This is a genomic window from Rhizobium sp. BR 315 (genome assembly GCF_050577975.1).
GTDB lineage: Bacteria > Pseudomonadota > Alphaproteobacteria > Rhizobiales > Rhizobiaceae > Rhizobium > Rhizobium miluonense.
In genome coordinates this window covers 1-17,423 of sequence record NZ_JARWKZ010000030.1, presented here as the reverse complement: position 1 = coordinate 17,423, position 17,423 = coordinate 1, and the positions used below count along the sequence as shown (strand labels likewise).

The window sequence follows — 17,423 nt, the reverse complement described above, 5'->3', positions numbered from 1 at the left end:
CAGTCGAAAGGGCTGGTCTATCCAAACGTCAGCTTGGTCTTCTGTTGCCCGGCTTCGTCAAAATTCTCAGGGCTCAGCCAGCGCTCATAACCGGCTTTCAGCTTGGGCCAGTCGGCATCGATCATCGCAAACCAGGCGGTGTCGCGGTTTCGGCCCTTGGCGACCATGTGCTGGCGGAAAATGCCTTCGAAGGTGAAACCGAAGCGCTCGGCTGCACGCTTGGAGGGTTCGTTGAGATTGTGGCACTTCCATTCGAAGCGACGGTATCCGAGCGTGTCGAAGACGTAGGATGCAAACAGATAGAGCGTCTCGGTCGTTACCCGGCTGCGGGCGATCGCCGGCCCCCAGAGGATGCTGCCGATCTCGATGACGCCATGCGTGTTGTCGATGCGCATCAATGCCTGACGGCCTTCGACGCGACCGGTTCGCTTGTCGATCGTTGCGAAGAACAGGGGATCGGTGCTGGAGGATGCTTTCTCGAGCCAGGGAGAAAACGCGGCGTAGTCGGCGGGGGCGTCTTCGAAGAGATAGCGGAAACGATTGTCGGCGCCGGGAGCCTGGGCTGAGGCAAACAGCTCGGCGCCATGGCGCGCAGGATCGAGTGGCTCAATCCGGGCATAGCGACCGTCAAGGATGGTTCGTTCGGGGCGAGGCACGCCACTCCAGTTGGCAAGATCCATATCAACGTCCTTTGGTCTTCGAATGCAGATCAGCGAATTCGGCCTGATGCTATCAGGTCCGCGAGCGCTTGCGGTAGCTCAATATTGTCGGGCATGCCGGGTGCGGTTTCCGCCGATGCCAGATGGCTCCTTATCGGCAGGACACCGGCCCAGACCGGGTAATCCGCCTCATCGATATCGCCCGGCGGGGCGTTGCGGACCTTGGCCGTGGCCTCGTCGATTTTCATTCGCAGGACGGATGTCGCCTTCACCTCTTGCGCGGTCATTGGCCGCAGGTTGTCCCAGCGTCCGGGAAACAGATCTTCGATGAGTTGGCGCAAGGCATGGTTCTTTTCGTCGGGATCATCGACTAGGCGCGCCGTGCCGAAGACCATGGCCGAGCGATAGTTGACCGAATGATTGAAGGCGGAACGGGCAAGCACGTAGCCGTCCATGATGCTGCAGGTCAGGCAGACCGGCATGTCCTCGGCAGCGCGCAGGAAGCGACTGGCGGACGAGCCGTGCCAGTAAACATACTCGCCTTCGCGCCAGTGCAGCGTGGGCGTCACATAGGGCGCGCCGTTGATGACATAGCCGACATGACAGAGGGGGGAGGCATCTAGAATCGCGTGAACGTCCGCGCGGCCATGAGTGCCGCGTTTCGGGCTGCGCCGCACGCGGCTGCGCTCGGTGGTGGGGTAATCCTCTGTTGGTGGCGGGTATTGGTCGGCCATGTCGTCCTCATCGATTGATCGTTGATCTCTGCCAACAAAGAGGTAGGTTATAAACAGCCAGTTTTTTGATTTTGAGCAGACCAGTTGGAGTCTCATGACATCCGTAGCGCAATGGCCGGCACTTGACCGGGTTTCGGGCGATCTGGAAGGCCAAGTTTACCGTGTCATGCGTGACCGTATCCTGCACGGGCAGATGCCGGCAGGCCAACGCGTACCTTCGACGCGCGGATTAGCCATATCGCTCGGCGTTGCGCGCTCGACCGTCGTCAATGCCTATGATCGCCTGAAGGCGGAGGGCTATCTGCAATCGACCACGGGTGCGGCAACCCGGGTCGCGGCTTTCTCATCGCCGTTGCTGGGGCAATCCGAGACGCTGAAACCCAACCTGCCCCAGGCAATTGAGTTCGCAAGCGGCGGTTTGTTCGAGCCCGGCGTTCCCGATGTGGCCGCTTTCCCTCATGCCGCCTGGGCGCGATGCCTGGGCGCTCGCGCTCGTTCGCTTCGGGTGCATGATCTCGGTTATTCCGCCCACGGCGGCATTCGCGAATTGCGGGAAGCGATCCTCGATCATATCGCGGCGACCCGCGGCGTGATCGCCCGGCCTGAACAGGTGCTGATCGTTCCATCGACGGGTGCTGCGATCAATCTGCTCGCCAGCGTCTTGCTCTGGGCAGACCATCCAAATGATGGCGTCATCTGGATCGAGGATCCGGGCTATGCCACTGCACACGCATTGTTCCGCATGGCCGGCGCCACGCTTGTGCCGGTGCCGTGCGATGCGGAGGGGATCGATATTTCGCGCGCAGCGGGGCCGCCGCCCCGGCTGATCTACGTCACCCCCTCGCATCAATACCCGACTGGTGCGACCATGAGCCTGTCGCGGCGCCTTGCGTTGCTCGAATTTGCCCGCACCAAGGGCGCCATCGTGCTTGAGGACGATTACGACAGCGAATTCCAATATGCCTCCCGTCCGATTGCCGCGCTGCAGGGGATCGATCGTGGCGAGGTGGTGGCTTATCTCGGGACGTTCTCGAAAACCCTCGCACCCGGTCTGCGGATCGCCTATGCCGTGGTGCCTTCCAGGCTGGTCGCCTCCGTCGAGAAAGCACAGCGGCTGCGAGGGGTGATCGTGCCGGTCCATATCCAGGCCGCTCTGGCCGATTTCATCCGGGAAGGCCGGTTTCGTGCGCATCTGCGTCGGATGAATGGCGTCTATGCTGAGCGTATGGCGGCGGTCGTTTCCGCTCTCAATCGTCATTGCGGTGCGTGGCTTCGGGTCGGCGAGGGCGGGGGCGGGCTGCAGCTGGCAGGCTGGTTCCGCGACGAGGAGGTCGATGACGTTGCCGGCATGCGTGCCGTTAACGCTCACGGCTTCGCCTTGCGCGCGATGTCGTTGCTGCATCTCGGTCCGGCTCGACCGGGGCTGCTGTTCGGTATCGCTCGCATGGAAGCTCAGGCGGCGGATGCTGCGGCGGCGAGAATTGCAAGAGTGCTTGCGGTATCCATCAGCTGCTGACGAACATCGCCCTATATTCGCGCGGCGTCATGCCTTTCAGCACCTTGAACTGCCTGTTGAAGTTGGCAAGCGAGACCTCAAGGCGTGGAAAGTGGTTGGAAGCTGGCTTCTTGAAAAACATCGGGCGGCCTGTGGCCGCCCGAAACGCTCATGGAAATGCTGCGGATCGCTGAGCGTCTGTCAGACCTGGTTCCACCGACGGATCACCGGTTCGGTCAAGTCATGTTCGTAGCCGAGGACACTGATGCTCGTGGTATCGAGGACCAGATGCGCGCCGCCTTCCGCCGGCAAGCCAACCCAGCGGGCGGCGAAGACACGCAGGAAATGGGCGCTGGAGAAGATCAGGACGGAGCCGTCGATGCCGCGAAGTTCGCCGATGATCCGGTCGGCGCGGGCGCCGACATCGGCGGCCGTCTCGCCATTCGGGCAGCCGTCGCGAAAGACCTGCCAACCCGGGCGCTCGGCGAGGATCGCCTTGGTGGTGATGCCCTCATAGGCGCCATAATCCCATTCCGCTAGATCCTCCTTGACGACGCGCCGATTGCCGAAGCCGGCCAGCGCGCAGGTGTTTTGCGCACGCTGCGACGGGCTCGACCAGACGGCGGCGAAATCGATGGCCGGCAGACGTCCAGCGACCTTGCGGGCAGCCTCCTCGCCGGCAGCGGTCAAGGGAATATCGGTGCGGCCGGTATGCCTGCCGGAAAGGCTCCACTCCGTCTGTCCGTGCCGTACGAGATAGACTTCGGGATAAGCGCTGCTCATGTGACCGTTTCTCCATTTCGCCGACACTGCCGAATTCTTCGCATCCGTGACGAGTTCTGTCGAGGGGCGTCATCGCCTCACGGCGCGGCGGACACTGTAGAGCAGGATGGCGAGGCAGCCGATCAGCAAGAGAAGCCCGCCTGCAAGCGGCGGCATGGCGAGAAACTCCACCGCGCCGGCAATGACGAGGATGAGGATGAGGCAGAGCGTTGCGAGGCTGCCGTCATCGATAAACATGCCGATAAGCTCGGACAGGGCGATGCGGAGGACGTTCATTGGGCTGCCTTTGCTGTTGGGTTGCCGCTGGAGCCGCGCATGCCGCGGATGATGGCGTAGGACGCGAGAGAGACGATCGCGAAGATGGCAATCAGCGCGAGATCCGCTCCCGGCCAATGTGCGCCGATGCCCTCACCGGTCCAGAAGATGCCGAAGCTGGTGAGCATCAGGCCGACGACGAATTTGAGGGTATTTTCCGGCACGGTGGCAAGCGGACGATGGACCAGAAGCCCGATCAGCATGACGAGCACGAAGGCGGCAAGCGCGCCGAAACCGGCATAGAGCGTCAGGCCGTGCGCGCCACCGACTGCGATGACGATGAAGACCACTTCGACACCTTCGAGCAGCACCGCCTTGAAGGCGGCGAGGCCGGCGAGATAATCGGCACGGCGATCCGTGGATTGCGCCTGCAACGCCGCCGTCTCCTTCGAGAAGGCCGCGTCCTCGTCATGGAGGGCGATGACGCCGAGCGAGCGGAGAATGGCTTTGCGCAGCCAGCGCATGCCGAAGAGGATCAGCAGAACGCCAACGACGAATTGCAGTATTTCGATCGGTATCAGCGCGAGCAGCGGTCCGAAGATGAGGACGAGCGCCGCCAGCACGGCGAGGGCAAGCGCTGCGCCTGTTAGCGCCGGGCGCCAGCTGCGCGTGACGCCGACGGCAAGGACGATGGTGAAGGCCTCGACGACCTCGACGAACGAGCCGAGAAAGGACGCCGTCACAGTGGACAGAATAGGTGTGAGGTTGTTCATGAACTGATTCCCGAATGACGGTTAGGGCTTTGAATCGGCATGATATTTTGCGGATGATTTTCTTGATGTGCCGGATGAGCTTGCAAGGACAGCATTCCTGTCCGGCGACTGTCGTTGCCGCTCACTTGCGCTTCCTCGTGCCGCGCTTGTTCCATGACTTATCGATGGTGCCGCGAAGTTGGCTGAGTTGGTCAAGGCTGTCGATGGCGACGTCTCTACCCTTTGCCGCAAGCGCAACGACCAGCGCTTCGATCAGCACCATTGTGCCGCCATGCATGGCGAGGTGGCCGGCATTGCCGCGCGGAACGGGTAGGACCTCAGCCACCCTGTCGGCAACTAGCAGGCCAAGGTCGTCGCTGATCAGGATAACGGGCACACCGCGGCGACCTGCATGCTCGAGCAGCACCTCGACTTCACGGTAGAGCGGCGCATAGGCGATCATCAGCACCACATCACCGGCACCGATCCAGAGCAGGCGATCGGCGAGCGCGATGCCCGAGGCAGAGAGCGCGTTTGTCGGCAGACCGATGCGGTTGAACTGCAGGCTAGCATAATCAGCCATGGCGCCCGATGGCCCAATGCCGAAGACATGGCGCCGGGCCGCACCCGCCAGAATATCGACGCAGCGCTCGAAGCTTGCTGCAAATTCCTCATGTCGCAGGACGCCCAATGCCTGCTCATGCATGTCGATGACATGGCGAAGTGCATTGCCTGCCTGGCTGCCCGTTTCAGCCAACGTGCGCTCCATCCTTGCTCCGGGTGAGGGCGTTCCAGTCAGTTCCGCAAGCAAGGCGGCCCGCAATGTCGACAGGCTTTCGAAGCCGAGGGCGCGTGCGGTGCGCACCACCGTTGCATCGCTGGTACCGGCGATTTGCGCGATTTGCGCAGCCGAATTCAGCAAGACGGACTGTTTCTGATTGACAATGAAACGGGCGATGCGTTGCTCCGCCGGCGCGAGCGTTTCGAGGACGCCGAAAACACGATCGTCGAAAGTGTGAGGCTTTTGCGTCTTTTCTTTCATCGGATATTTTTATGCCGTAGTGATTGCTACAGTTTTATTATCCGTAGCATTTACTTCGGGAAAATGACAACAAAAAAAGCAACGGGCGTCTCGCTGTGAAACGAAGCGCCCGTTGATCCGATGAAGAGGCGAGGAGGGATATCCGGCCGGGATTATGCCGCTAGTGCAGCGCGCACCGCCGGGATCACCTTCTGGCCATAGAGTTCGATACAGCGCAACATCTTGTCATGGCCGAGCGCACCGGCGCTGTACTTCAGCTGGAAGCGATCGATGCCGAGCGTCTTGATGACCGGGGCGAGCTTGGCGGCGACCGTTTCAGGGGAGCCGACATAGAGTGAACCCTTTTCGATCTCGTTGTCGAATTCCGCGCGCGTCATGGGCGGCCAGCCACGCTCGCGGCCGATGCGGTCGCGCATTGCCTTGAAGCAGGGCCACAGCTCCTCGCGCGCCTGTTCGTCCGTTTCGGCGATGTAGCCGGGCGAGTGGATGCCGATCGGCCGTACGGGCTTGCCGAGCTGCTCGAAGGCGCGGTGATAGAGGTCGACATAAGGCTGGAAGCGGTAGGGGCTGCCGCCGATGATCGCCAGCATCAGCGGGAGATCGTAATGAGCGGCGCGCACGACCGATTCCGGGCTGCCGCCGACGCCAATCCAGGTCTTCAGCTGGCCGCTCTCGATGGTCGGGAAGACCTTCTGATTGCGCAGCGGGGGGCGGATGCTGCCCTGCCAGTTCACCGGCTCGTTCTTGAGCAGGGCTGCGAACAGATCGAGCTTTTCCTCGAAGAGCTGCTCGTACTGCGACAGCTCGAAACCGAACAGCGGAAAGGACTCCGTAAACGAGCCGCGGCCGAGAATGACTTCGGCGCGGCCGTTCGAAACGGCGTTGAGGCTCGAGAAGCGCTGGAAGACGCGGATAGGGTCATCCGAGCTCAGCACTGTCACGGCCGATCCAAGATGGATTTTCGATGTGCGGCTTGCGATTGCGGCGAGGATCGTCTCGGGGGAGGAGACCGCAAAGTCCTCGCGGTGGTGCTCGCCGATGCCGAAGAAGTCTATTCCTAGCTGATCGGCAAGGACGCCTTCCTCGACGACATTGCGGAGGACCTGCGCATGCGGAAGCGGCGTGCCCGTGCCGTCAAAGGTGACGTCGCCGAACGTATCGAGTCCGAATTCGACATTGTTTGTCGTCATGATTTTTCCTGTCATGTGTCGAAATGATGATGTTGAGACAGCATGTAGTGTCGCTCCCGGTCGCCAACTACCCGGAAAGTTTCGGCTGAAACCTTCGAAGAATTCGATATGCCGATGGCAACCGGCCGATATTCGGCGGCGCCGGCGTTGCGCTTGGCGACGCGCCCGCCAATTTTAGCTTCGACATCAGCCCAGTTGGATCAAAGCGAGGAAACACATGGTCGCACTGAAAAAAGTCAATCTTGCCAAAGCCTTTGCAGCCTTCGATGAGACTTGGAGTCCGCGCGTCGGTGGCGATATCAACGATTTTCAGATCAAGCTCGTCAAGCTGGATGGTGCCTTCCACTGGCACCATCATGAGGCAGAGGATGAGCTGTTCCTCGTCGTCAAGGGCACGCTGCGTATGAAGCTGCGCGAGGAAAACGGCGGCGATGTCGTCCTTGGTCCGGGCGAATACATCATCGTTCCGCATGGGGTGGAACATTGCCCGGTCGCCGAGCCGACGTGTGAAGTCGTGCTTTTCGAACGTAATACGACGCTGAATACCGGCAATGTCGAAAACGAGCGGACGATCCGCGAGCCCAAGCGGCTTTGAACAAACTTGTGAGACCGGCGGCTGCAGAGCGGCGGCCGCCGATTGTCACAGGTCTTTCCTCAGTTCAGCGCCAGCTTGTTCGATGGCGTGCGGCAGGCGGCGAACAGGTCCAGGGCCGGATCATAGACTTTCGTCGATATGTCCATCATTCCCAGGACGCTGTGGAAGATATTGTCGTGCGAATGTGTGCCTTGAGCGGCGCGCTTCGACATGCAGGCCATATCGTAGCCTGCGACCTTCGCCAGATCGTCGGCCATCCAGACCAGCATCGGCACCTGCGTCTGCTGTACCGGAGCGATGATATAGGGCGCGCCGTGCAGGTAGATGCCGTTTTCGCCGAGCGACTCACCGTGGTCCGAGAAGTACAGCACTGCGCCGGATACCGAGTTCGAGCGCTGCTTCAGCTTGTCGATGACGATAGAGACGATGTGATCGGTGTAAAGGATTGTATTGTCATAGGCATTGGTGATTTCTTCCCGTGAGCAGGAGCTGAAATCATTGGAGCGGCAATCGGGGCGGAAGCGGCGGAACTCCTCCGGATAGCGCTGGTAGTAGGCAGGGCCGTGACTGCCCAGCTGATGCAGCACCAGGACGCTGTCCCCCTTTACTTTGTCCAGCCAGCCGTCGACCTTGTCGACGAGGATTTCGTCCCTGCATTCGCCGTCTTTGCAGAAGCGCGGATCATTCGAGGGCGGCAAATAGGCGTATGGAATGCGGTCCGCCACGTCGTAGCTGCCGGTGTCGTTGTCCAGCCAAGTCACGTCTACCTTCGCATGGGTCAGCACGTCGAGCAAGTTTTCGGTCTCCAGCCCCTTGCGATGGCTGTATTGCTCGCGCGTGTAGACGGAGAACAGGCAGGGGATCGACGTTGCCGTTGCCGTCCCACAGCTGCTGGTGTTCGGGAAGTAGACGACATTGCGCTTTGCCAGTTCCGGGTTTGTCGGCTTGTCGTAACCGCCGAGCGAAAAATTCTGGGCGCGCGCGGTCTCGCCCGCCACGATGATCGTGACGCGCGGCTTGCCGTTGTCGACAATGCCCACTCTGCGGGCGTCCGTGCCCAATGGGGTTGCAACAACATTGGCATCTCTGGTGGAGTCGATGACATAACGTACCGCATTGGCGACCGGCATTACGGGGTTAAGGGTGTCCATAAGGTCGCGATGAGCGCGCCCGATACCGGCATAGGTTTTGTAGAAACTAGTTCCGGCGGCGACGAAGACCGCGGAGCAGGCAAGGATGACGACGGTGTTGTGAGCGAGCTTCTTGAGGATGGGGCGATGGATGACACGCACCCAGATGATCAGTAGGGAGGGCAGAATGCCGGTCAGCACGACATATGTTGCAAAGCGTGCCGTGATCAGGTGCCCGGCTTCAGCCCCTGTCGAGACCGCGGCGTTGCGGATCATTTCCTTGTCGATGATGACGCCGAATTGATCGTTGAACCAGGACGATACCGATGCCACCAGGACGAAGAAGATCAGGACGGGTTTCGTGACGTATTTGGCGGAAAAGAAGGTGAAGAGCGCCATGATGCCGACGGAGATGCCGGCTGCAAAGGCGAAATAGGCGGCGGGCTCGGCAGTGAAATAGCCATAGGACTTGGTCCAGAACATCCGGTTTGTCACAAGAAGCACATAAAACGTGGCTAGGAGGCATAGCGTGACACTGCCGATGGCTGGCTTGACGAGGCGCCAGCCAGGTGAGGTATTGTCGTCGTTCAAACGTTTTCTCCGATGCAGTGCTATCGGCGGAGCCGGAAGACCCTTATCGCAGGGCGTGGCTTTGAGCGCCAAAGCTGGTGACCTTGGCTGTCATTCCTGACATTTACCTGAATGATTGATGATCGAACGTGGGCTTCGGCTGCGAAACCGCTAGCGATAAATACCAGACCAGAGCTGCGTCCGAGAGATAGGCGGCGCCGGCCATTCTTCGAAGAAATCCAAAAACAGGTGGCAGCCGATATCCTGCACAAACATCAGATTGGCACGATCCGACTGCGTCCACGGCGAAAGTCGGACAGGCGCCTGAAAGATCAACTATCCAAGGAAACTAACGGGTTAATCTCGGGCCTTCGAGCGTTGACCGACGATTTGGCTACGGGTCGATAGCGCCGGACTTGCGCCTATTCGCCGGTTTTGAAATAGGCTTCCAGTCGGTAGCCATCGGGATCGATGACGAATGCCGCGTAATAGAACTGGCTGTAGTCCGGCCTGATGCCCGGCTTGCCGTTGTCCTCGCCGCCATTGGCAATGCCGGCGGCGTAGAATGCGTCGACGGCTTCCTGGCTGGGGGCGACGAAGCAGAAGTGCAGGCCGGAGCTACGATCGGCGGGCACGGGGTGTTCCACTTCGCTGACCCAGAATTGAGGGCGCTCCGCGCCATATCCGATCGTGCCATCGAAGTTGCTCAGGCGTTCATAACCGAGCGGCAAAAGTGCTGCGTCGTAAAACGTCTGCGCCCGCGCCAGATCTTTGACGCCGATCGAGATGTGGTCGAACATGAAAACAAGCTCCCGCCGAGTTGTCTGCAGAGCTTTGCTGGAGGCTGCGCCATTGAGGGGACGCCGGCTTTTGAAAGTCCGCAGGTGCAATTTCGCCTCACCATCTTGCAATGATTATGCGAAGTCAACAAAGCGATGCGGCGAGTTGCAGGATCATCCAAACCCAAGCTTTTCGGCTGCATCCTAGGTCGTTTTGAGCGTTGCCGATCTTGATGACTTGTGTGGGCCGGAAGTACGATTTGCCGGCGTTTCGGTCGTCATGCAGATTTTTCGAAACGACTGTCGATTTCCAGAGGGCTGCTTCGTTGTCAATATGAGCGGGCTTGTTGAGCGGCAATGGTGCCGGCGTCTCGCTTCCGGAGGAATTTTCCCATGCGTTTCATGTCTATTGTCACTGCCAAGGATTTCATGCATCCGACGCCGGAGCTTGCCGAAGCCATCCACAAGATCGCCGATCGGGAGATCAAGGCCGGCCGTATGATCGATACCGCGGGGCTGATGCCGCTTGCGACCGGCGCCCGAGTCATGATCAAGGATGGCAAGTTGAGCGTCGTCGACGGTCCCTTCGTCGAGGCCAAGGAAGTCGTCGGCGGTTATGCGATCTTCGAACTGCAAAGCAAGGAGGAGGCCGTGGCGCTCGCGGTCGAGTTCATGCAATTGCACAAGGACTTCATGCCTGGTTGGGAGGGTACCTGTGAAGTCCGTCCCTATTTTGAACCGGGCGCGGAGGGAGTATGCGATCCACTCGCCGAAGCACGAGCATGATGCTTCCTGCTCTTCATCGGGGCGGGCGGTCTTGACGACCGCCGGCACCCATCGCGCGATCCTGGCCGCCTGGCGGATCGAGCAGCCGCGGCTGATCACCAGTCTGGCGCGATTGCTGCGCGATGTGCCGCTGGCCGAAGATCTCACTCAGGAAGCGCTGATTGTCGCCTTGGAACGATGGCCGGAAACGGGCATCCCCGAGCGCCCCGGCGCGTGGCTTATGACCACCGCCAAACGCCGGGCGCTCGACCATTTGCGCCGTCGCCGGATGCTTGACCAGAAGCACGAGTTGATCGTTCGGGAGATGGAGGAGGAAGAGCAGATCATGCCTGATCTAGACACCCCTCTCGATGACGATATCGGCGATGAAATGCTGCGCCTGATCTTCACGGCGTGCCATCCGCTGATTTCGCGCGAGGCGCGCGTGGCGCTGGCCTTGCGGATGATCTGCGGTCTGACGACGGAGGAAATCGCCAGAGCATTTCTGGTGTCGGAAGCGACGATCGCGCAGCGCATCGTCCGTGCCAAGAAGACATTGTCGGAATCGGGGCTCGCGTATGAAACACCGCACGGCGAGGAATTGTCGCAACGCCTGGCCTCGGTGCTGGAGGTCGTTTATCTGATCTTCAACGAGGGCTACACGGCAGCACGCGGCGAAAACTGGCTGCGGTTGCAATTGTGCAATGAGGCGCTGCGGCTGGGCCGAGTGTTGACCTCCGTGGCTCCGCTGGAGCCCGAGGCGCATGCGCTGCTGGCCTTGATGGAACTGAACGCTTCCCGTGCTGCGGCGAGGACGGATGCCGACGGCAACCCGATCCTTCTGCTCGAACAAAATCGCGCCCGTTGGGACCGGCTGCAGATCCAGCGTGGTTTGCAGGCCTTGAAGCGGGTACAGCAACTTGACGGTGCCGGCGGGGTCTATGCCTTGCAGGCCGCGATCGTTGCATGTCATGCGAGGGTGGGGACCGCCGAGGAAACCGACTGGAGGCGGATCGCCGCACTCTATGCGGAGCTTGCGAAGCTCATTCCTTCTCCGATTGTCGAACTCAATCGCGCTGTGGCCGTCGGCATGGTCGACGGCCCCGAGGCGGCATTGGAAATCATCGAGCGTCTGCGCGATGAGCCTGCGCTGAAGGACTATCATCTCCTACCGAGTGTTCGTGGCGATCTTCTTTACAAGCTCGGTCGCTACGACGAAGCGCAGCGAGCTTTCGAAACGGCTGCCGCGCTTGCTGAAAATCAGAGGGAGCGTGATTTCCTGATGCGCCGTGCTGACGAAGCTGCCGGCGCAGAGAAGGATTGACCCGCCCGTCGAGCGGGTTATCTTGCTTTGAGTTATTCCGCAGCCTGATAATTTGCCGTTCTCGCAGCGGAAGACCGCGGACCGACGGCCGCGAGCAGCGTGATGGCAGCAGCCAGGATCGTTACGAAACCGATGCCGGCCATATAGGGATTCCAGCCGAAGCTCGGTGCGGCGCTGAAGACCGCCGATGCTGCCGCCAGGACGATGCCGCCGCCGATCTGGAACGACGCAAAGAGCATGCCGGAAGCCAGGCCGGCTTCATCGTCGCTGACATCAGACAGGGCAGCGACCTGGATCGACGGATAGGTCATGGCATAGCCGACGCCAAGCAGCAGCTGGGAGATGATGACGAGAACGATGGTATCGATCTGGCCGGCCGACAGCACCCAGAAGAGATAGCTGATAGCCTGCAATCCCACGCCGAACGTCATCAGTGTCGTCGTTCCGCGATTCTGTCCGATCGTCGCAAAGCGTGGTGCGAGGAACATCACGCAGGTGCCGCCGACGGCGAAGGCAAAGCCAGTGGCAAAGGCCGACCAGCCGACGACGGTCTGGTAATAGAGTGTCGCGATGAACTGGAAGCCGACATAGGCGCCCTGGAACAGTGCGGCGATGGCATTGGCATGGCTGAGCTTGGCACGGCGGAACATGGCGAGCGGCACCATCGGATCGCGATGGCGCGACTCCACCAACAGGAACAGCAGGATCAGGATCAGTGCGGCAAGGAGCGAGCCCCAGGTTGCGAAGGCCTGCCAGCCATCGGCAGCAGCATTGGTGACGCCGAAGACGAAGAGCAGCAAGCCAGGGGTGATCGTCAAGGCACCGGCCCAGTCGAAACGGGCGCTTGGGCCGCTTCGCTTATGATCGGCGGGCAGGACCAGAGGTGCTACGATCAGGGCGAGGATGGCAACGGGTGCGCCCATGACCAGGGTCGCCCGCCAGCTGATGATGGTTGCTGCGCCACCGAGCACCATGCCGAGCACGAAGCCGGCAGCGCCGGTGGAGGAGAATACGCCGAGCGCCTTGGCGCGGGCCGGGCCTTCTCCGAAGACGGAGAGCAGCAGTGCAAGGGCTGCCGGCGCCGTGAAGGCGGCCGCAATGCCCTTGATCAGGCGTGCGGCGATCAGGGTCGGGGCGCTATCGACGAAGCCGCCGGCAATGCTGGCGGCGGCAAAGACAGCGAGCGACCAGAGAAAGACGCGGCGGTGGCCGAAGAGATCGGCGACGCGGCCGCCGAGCAGCAGGAAGCCGCCATAGCCGAGCACATAGGCGCTGACGGCCCATTGCAGCGAGGTCGCCTGCATGCCGAGCTCTTTCTGGATCGCGGGCAGGGCCACGCCGATGGTGGAGACGTCCATGGCGTCGAGGAAATTGGCGGCGCATAGCAGCAGCAACGCCAATCCCGCCCCGCTTCGGGTTTGGGAAGAAGTCATCGGGATCGTTCCTTTCTAGAGCGGTCAGCCGCTTCTCGGAGCGCTGGAAGGCCCTATGCCGTTGTTCACTCGCAATTCCGGACGGAAAACCGCTACGCGCTTTTCCTGGAATTGCTCCGGGCTGCCGTCTCTCGGGAGGTTGAAGGCGGCAGGGAACGAGAAAATGTACATCTTCAAACCCTATTGCAAATTGATAGTAACCATGTCAGGTATTACTGGCGATGATGAATGATGCAACGCTTCGAAAAATCGATCTCAACTTGCTGCTCGCCTTTTCCGTGCTGATGCAGGAGCGGAATGTCAGCCGTGCTGCCGAGCGTCTGCTGCTCGGCCAGCCGGGCCTTTCCGCGGCGCTACGCCGGTTGCGCGAGACGCTGGATGATGAGTTGTTCGTGCGTGTCGGCCGCGGTTTGCAACCGACACCGCGGGCGCTTTCCATTGCGCCGGCGATCGAGGATGCGCTGTCCGGCATCGAGCGTGCCATTCGTCCGCCGGCAGCCTTCGATCCCGCGGATTGGCATGGTGAGTTCCGTATCGGCCTCTGCGACAATCTCGAATCGTCCTTCTTCGGGCCGCTGGTGGCGCGGCTGCGTCAACTCGCGCCGAATGCCCGGTTGATCAGCGTGGCGTTCGACCGGCGCGACGCCGTGCGCCTGCTGGACGAGGGCGCCTTTGACTTCAGTATCTCCGTGCATGACGAACCTGCCTCCTGGCATGTTCGCGCGCCGCTGTTCGAGCAAGCGTCGTTGTGCATCTACGATGCCCGGCATCTGAAATGCGCAACGCCGCTGAGCCTGAAGCATTTCGCGGCCGCGCCGCATGTGACCGTTTCGCTTGAAGGCGCCATATCCAGCGGTGTCGACGTTGCTCTCGCGCGCCTCGGCCATCGCCGCCAGGTCGTAGCGACGGTTTCCCGCTTTTCCGCACTGCCGACGACGCTACGGGCCATTCCGGCCATCGCGACGGTTCCTGAAGCCATTGCCCGCTGCATGGCGCAACTGCACGATCTGACGATTTCCGAGCCGCCGTTCGAACTGCCGGCTGATCCGGTGACGATGCTCTATCGGCGTGTCGATCAGGCCGACAGCCGCTCGGTGTGGTTCCGCCGCCTGTTCGTGGAAGTGGTTGCGGAAGCGCTCGAGGCGAGTGGATGCCGCATGGGCGTTTCCAAGGATGCGTGCTGCTACGATCCGCCAGTCTTGGCGGAAGCGGTGTAATCCTCCAGCTGAGCGATCGGCCGCTTTCGCCCATGTCGCCGTCGCAAAGCTGCAGCGTATCATTGCGCGACAAGTTCTAGCCGTCAGGATAAGGCATGCCGTCTTTGTGCACGAACCGTCCGTCGGTGCTCGAGCTCATCATGTCGACGTCGGAGCAGGTGATGAGGTCGGTCGGTGAACGCGTTCCGGCTTCGAGGTAGACAGCCGTCGTGTCGGATCTGTTGATCAATTGGTGGCCGTTGCCCGAATTCTTCGGGAAGGCTGCGCAATCGCCGGCGTGCAGCACTGTTTCGCCCTCATCCTCGACCAGCGTCAGCTCGCCTTCCAGTACATAGACGAACTCATCCTCCTCGGAATGCCAATGCCGCTGGCTCGACCAATTGCCCGGCGCAAGTCGCATGAGATTGATCCCGAAATCGGTGAGGCCGCCGGCATCGCCCAGCCGCTGCCGTATGCGCTCGGCACAGGGATCGTTGAACGGAGCGGGATAGCGCGTACCCTTGAGTTTCGGCACGGCTGCAACATCGATCTTCGGCATGAGAAACCTGCCTGCGATTTACCGGGGATGTGATGGGTTTTGAGCTTGTGGACAAGTCTAGCAAAAGTCGCCATGCATCGTCCAGCGACGAGCTTCACCTTGGCAGTCAGCACCGCGCATCGATTTTGTCGGAAAAGTCCGGGCTCACTTCTGGTGGGTTTTGAAGGCCGGCACGCTGTTCCACCCGGACCAGCGGCCGGAAAATATCTCCCGAGAACGCTTTGCCAGGCCGGGTTTGCCGCTCAGCGTGTAGACAACAACGCCCATCAGCGGCCGTACCAGATGGGGAAGGAAAAACTGAAGGCTATAGTCATGCTTGCGCATCACATAGCCCATGCCGACGCTGTAGGCGCGTATCTTTGCAACACTGCCCGGCGAGGCGCGATCGCTGAGATCCTCCGGATGATGACCGACAAGCGTAGGAACGTAATAGCCCTGATACCCGGCTTTCAGCAGTTTCAAGGCGATGTCTTGAACCTCGTAGCCGCCCCAGCGGGTGCCCGCGCCGGGGCCGATTTCTCCAGCGAAGCCCTCCACTTCTTCGAATGAGCTCCTCCTGATGACGATTGCCCATTCGATGAGCGTCGTCCAGACGGTCTTGCGATCCACAAGAGTGGGGGCCTTTTCGAAGGTGCCCATGATCGTATTGCCTTCGAGATCAACGGGACGGCCGCTGTAGAAGTCGCTCGGATGAACTGCCCTCAACGTGTCGAATTGGGAGACGAAATCCTCTGGATACCAGCAGTCGTCATCGGGGAAGAGAAGCCACTCGCCACTCGCAAAAGTAGCACCAAGATTGCGCGCGCGGCACACCCCGCGGCTTTCGGCGCGCTTTCTCGTGATGGGCAATTTATCGGACCAGACTTCCAGAATAGGGCCCAATCGATCATCATTGTTCTGATCGACAACGATAATCTCGAAATTATTCACTTTCTGGGCTGCCAATGACTTCAGCAGCCTTTCGATTTCGTGGGTTCGGCCAAGAGTTGCGATAACTATGGATAACAAAATTTCAGAGTTTCGCAGTGCCATTACAAGTCCAGTGGATGAATAAATAGGGGCGCATTCTTACAAATATCAGTTTCATCGAAATTTCTAATAAAATCATGAATAACCTGAGTAAAGTTGCTTCATGTGCCTTTTACAGGATTGCTGCCTATCGATCTTAATGGCGGCTCGCCCTCGATGGCAATCGTCATAGTATATTTCGAAGAAAGTTGGAGCTAGATTCACGCGCTATGGTAAAAACGATCGGTATCGCGCGGTAAAGCGGCGCCGGATCGAAGTATTGCTAAGGCTTCCACATCAGCTCAATGCCGCCGTCTATTTTCTCGTAAAGATTGTATTTTCGGATATATTCACCTCAGTTGCCCGCGATATACCACCCGGCGCAATAGCGCACCCAACCCGCCAAGCTCTCAATATGTTCGGTCTCGCGATAAACGTGATGCCGCCGCCTAAGCTGATGACATTAAGATGACTGATGGAGGCCGAAAGCTGTCCGTTAGCTAAGGGGCAAAATCACCGCTGCCGTTCCGCGAAAACCGAAGCGCGAATTTCGCTGCACGTTGACGCCAACGCGTTGGTTGGTATCGGCTCCGCTTGGAACGGTATTGTGTCAGGCGGCTTCGGGTCACCGTTGACGAGCTCTTACAGCTGCCACCTCGAGTATTGGAGTTTGTGCTTTGTCCGAGGTCGCGAGCTCAGACAGCGATTTGACCATTTCAATGAGATCGTTCATTACCGAACGCAGTGGCGGCCAGGGAAATTCGTCACTTTCAGGCGATGCTATTCCCAGTGTCAGAACAACCTGCAGCTTGGCGATCATCCCTTCGATGGACTGTGCGGGCATATCCCATAACTCCGCCGCCAAGGCGAGCTCACGATCGGCGGCCACGCGCTCGGCTTCCCGGGCTCTTGTGTACCCCATGACCTTGTCTGCGGCGCTCCAACGACGGAGTTGTACCGATAGCTCCTCCTTGGCCCTGTCGCGGGCCTCCTCGTTGTCCGGACCTTCTAGCCAATATTCGATGTCCGCTTCGTTTTGGATGACGACCGGTTCAAGCGTGCCGGGGACCTCAATCTTAACCATCGGAAAGCCCACAGCCTCGACTAACTGGGTCTCGAGATGCTGTTGCAGACGGCAGCTCAGTTCGAACTCG

General features: G+C 60.2%; 19 protein-coding genes. 5 read left to right on the top strand and 14 right to left on the bottom strand.

The genetic code is table 11. The annotated features are described in order from the left end of the window. Window positions 1-17 precede the first annotated feature (17 nt). Both QD409_RS23565 and QD409_RS23560 read right to left on the bottom strand, forming a co-directional pair. The gene (locus tag QD409_RS23565; RefSeq protein ID WP_092853578.1) at window positions 18-680 is read right to left on the bottom strand and encodes a GNAT family N-acetyltransferase; all 663 of its coding nucleotides are present in this window, start codon (window positions 678-680) and stop codon (window positions 18-20) included. Window positions 681-709: 29 nt separating this feature from the next. Further along, entirely contained in the window at window positions 710-1,393 is a 684-nt protein-coding gene (locus QD409_RS23560) for a pyridoxamine 5'-phosphate oxidase family protein (protein ID WP_430763806.1), read from the bottom strand. 94 nt (window positions 1,394-1,487) lie between these two features. Here QD409_RS23560 and QD409_RS23555 point away from each other — a divergent pair, with 94 nt between their 5' ends. Further along, window positions 1,488-2,909: a PLP-dependent aminotransferase family protein gene (locus QD409_RS23555; RefSeq protein ID WP_092853582.1), complete on the top strand. Its 1,422-nt coding sequence runs from the start codon at window positions 1,488-1,490 to the stop codon at window positions 2,907-2,909. Here QD409_RS23555 and QD409_RS23550 read toward each other — a convergent pair. The 6 genes from QD409_RS23550 to QD409_RS23525 form a co-directional block, all read right to left on the bottom strand. Then, window positions 2,899-3,030, bottom strand: a complete 132-nt coding sequence (locus QD409_RS23550; RefSeq protein ID WP_245298110.1) for a MucR family transcriptional regulator — start codon at window positions 3,028-3,030, stop codon at window positions 2,899-2,901. The two genes, QD409_RS23555 and QD409_RS23550, sit on opposite strands and share 11 nt — an antisense overlap. Window positions 3,031-3,089: 59 nt before the next feature. Continuing rightward, a complete protein-coding gene (locus QD409_RS23545; RefSeq protein WP_092853584.1) occupies window positions 3,090-3,671 on the bottom strand; it encodes a histidine phosphatase family protein in 582 nt (193 codons plus the stop codon). A 69-nt stretch (window positions 3,672-3,740) separates the two neighbouring features. After that, complete coding sequence (locus QD409_RS23540; protein WP_092853586.1) at window positions 3,741-3,947, bottom strand: hypothetical protein; 207 nt, start codon at window positions 3,945-3,947, stop codon at window positions 3,741-3,743. Beyond that, complete coding sequence (locus QD409_RS23535; RefSeq protein WP_092853589.1) at window positions 3,944-4,699, bottom strand: COG4280 domain-containing protein; 756 nt, start codon at window positions 4,697-4,699, stop codon at window positions 3,944-3,946. Before QD409_RS23535 ends, QD409_RS23540 begins: the two co-directional genes overlap by 4 nt. 121 nt (window positions 4,700-4,820) lie before the next feature. After that, window positions 4,821-5,720, bottom strand: a complete 900-nt coding sequence (locus tag QD409_RS23530) for a MurR/RpiR family transcriptional regulator (protein ID WP_092853591.1) — start codon at window positions 5,718-5,720, stop codon at window positions 4,821-4,823. A 152-nt stretch (window positions 5,721-5,872) separates the two neighbouring features. Next, complete coding sequence (locus QD409_RS23525) at window positions 5,873-6,910, bottom strand: LLM class flavin-dependent oxidoreductase (protein WP_092853593.1); 1,038 nt, start codon at window positions 6,908-6,910, stop codon at window positions 5,873-5,875. A 217-nt stretch (window positions 6,911-7,127) separates the two neighbouring features. Here QD409_RS23525 and QD409_RS23520 point away from each other — a divergent pair, with 217 nt between their 5' ends. After that, window positions 7,128-7,505, top strand: a complete 378-nt coding sequence (locus QD409_RS23520; RefSeq protein WP_092853595.1) for a cupin domain-containing protein — start codon at window positions 7,128-7,130, stop codon at window positions 7,503-7,505. Between the two features lie 59 nt (window positions 7,506-7,564). On the opposite strand, the gene QD409_RS23515 is transcribed toward QD409_RS23520, so the two are convergent. Both QD409_RS23515 and QD409_RS23510 read right to left on the bottom strand, forming a co-directional pair. Then, window positions 7,565-9,226, bottom strand: a complete 1,662-nt coding sequence (locus QD409_RS23515) for a phosphoethanolamine transferase (RefSeq protein WP_430763805.1) — start codon at window positions 9,224-9,226, stop codon at window positions 7,565-7,567. A gap of 401 nt (window positions 9,227-9,627) precedes the next feature. Next, complete coding sequence (locus QD409_RS23510) at window positions 9,628-10,005, bottom strand: VOC family protein (RefSeq protein ID WP_092853597.1); 378 nt, start codon at window positions 10,003-10,005, stop codon at window positions 9,628-9,630. A 372-nt stretch (window positions 10,006-10,377) separates the two neighbouring features. On the opposite strand from QD409_RS23510, the gene QD409_RS23505 reads away from it, so the two are divergent. Together QD409_RS23505 and QD409_RS23500 are read left to right on the top strand one after the other, a co-directional pair. Further along, on the top strand, window positions 10,378-10,770 hold the full coding sequence (locus QD409_RS23505; RefSeq protein WP_430763804.1) for a YciI family protein: 393 nt from the start codon (window positions 10,378-10,380) through the stop codon (window positions 10,768-10,770). Between the two features lie 31 nt (window positions 10,771-10,801). Next, a complete protein-coding gene (locus QD409_RS23500) occupies window positions 10,802-12,073 on the top strand; it encodes an RNA polymerase sigma factor (RefSeq protein WP_430763803.1) in 1,272 nt (423 codons plus the stop codon). Window positions 12,074-12,105: 32 nt separating this feature from the next. On the opposite strand, the gene QD409_RS23495 is transcribed toward QD409_RS23500, so the two are convergent. Continuing rightward, window positions 12,106-13,506, bottom strand: coding sequence for an MFS transporter (locus tag QD409_RS23495; protein WP_430763802.1), 1,401 nt, complete (start codon window positions 13,504-13,506; stop codon window positions 12,106-12,108). 221 nt (window positions 13,507-13,727) lie between these two features. On the opposite strand from QD409_RS23495, the gene QD409_RS23490 reads away from it, so the two are divergent. After that, window positions 13,728-14,723: a LysR family transcriptional regulator gene (locus QD409_RS23490; RefSeq protein WP_430763801.1), complete on the top strand. Its 996-nt coding sequence runs from the start codon at window positions 13,728-13,730 to the stop codon at window positions 14,721-14,723. Window positions 14,724-14,799: 76 nt separating this feature from the next. Here QD409_RS23490 and QD409_RS23485 read toward each other — a convergent pair whose 3' ends face one another. The 3 genes from QD409_RS23485 to QD409_RS23475 all read right to left on the bottom strand — a co-directional run. After that, the gene (locus QD409_RS23485) at window positions 14,800-15,261 is read right to left on the bottom strand and encodes a cupin domain-containing protein (RefSeq protein ID WP_430763800.1); all 462 of its coding nucleotides are present in this window, start codon (window positions 15,259-15,261) and stop codon (window positions 14,800-14,802) included. A gap of 144 nt (window positions 15,262-15,405) precedes the next feature. Beyond that, window positions 15,406-16,293, bottom strand: a complete 888-nt coding sequence (locus QD409_RS23480; protein WP_092853611.1) for a glycosyltransferase family 2 protein — start codon at window positions 16,291-16,293, stop codon at window positions 15,406-15,408. 601 nt (window positions 16,294-16,894) lie between these two features. Next, the coding region (locus QD409_RS23475; RefSeq protein ID WP_430763799.1) for a hypothetical protein at window positions 16,895-17,423 on the bottom strand (529 nt) is incomplete at its 5' end.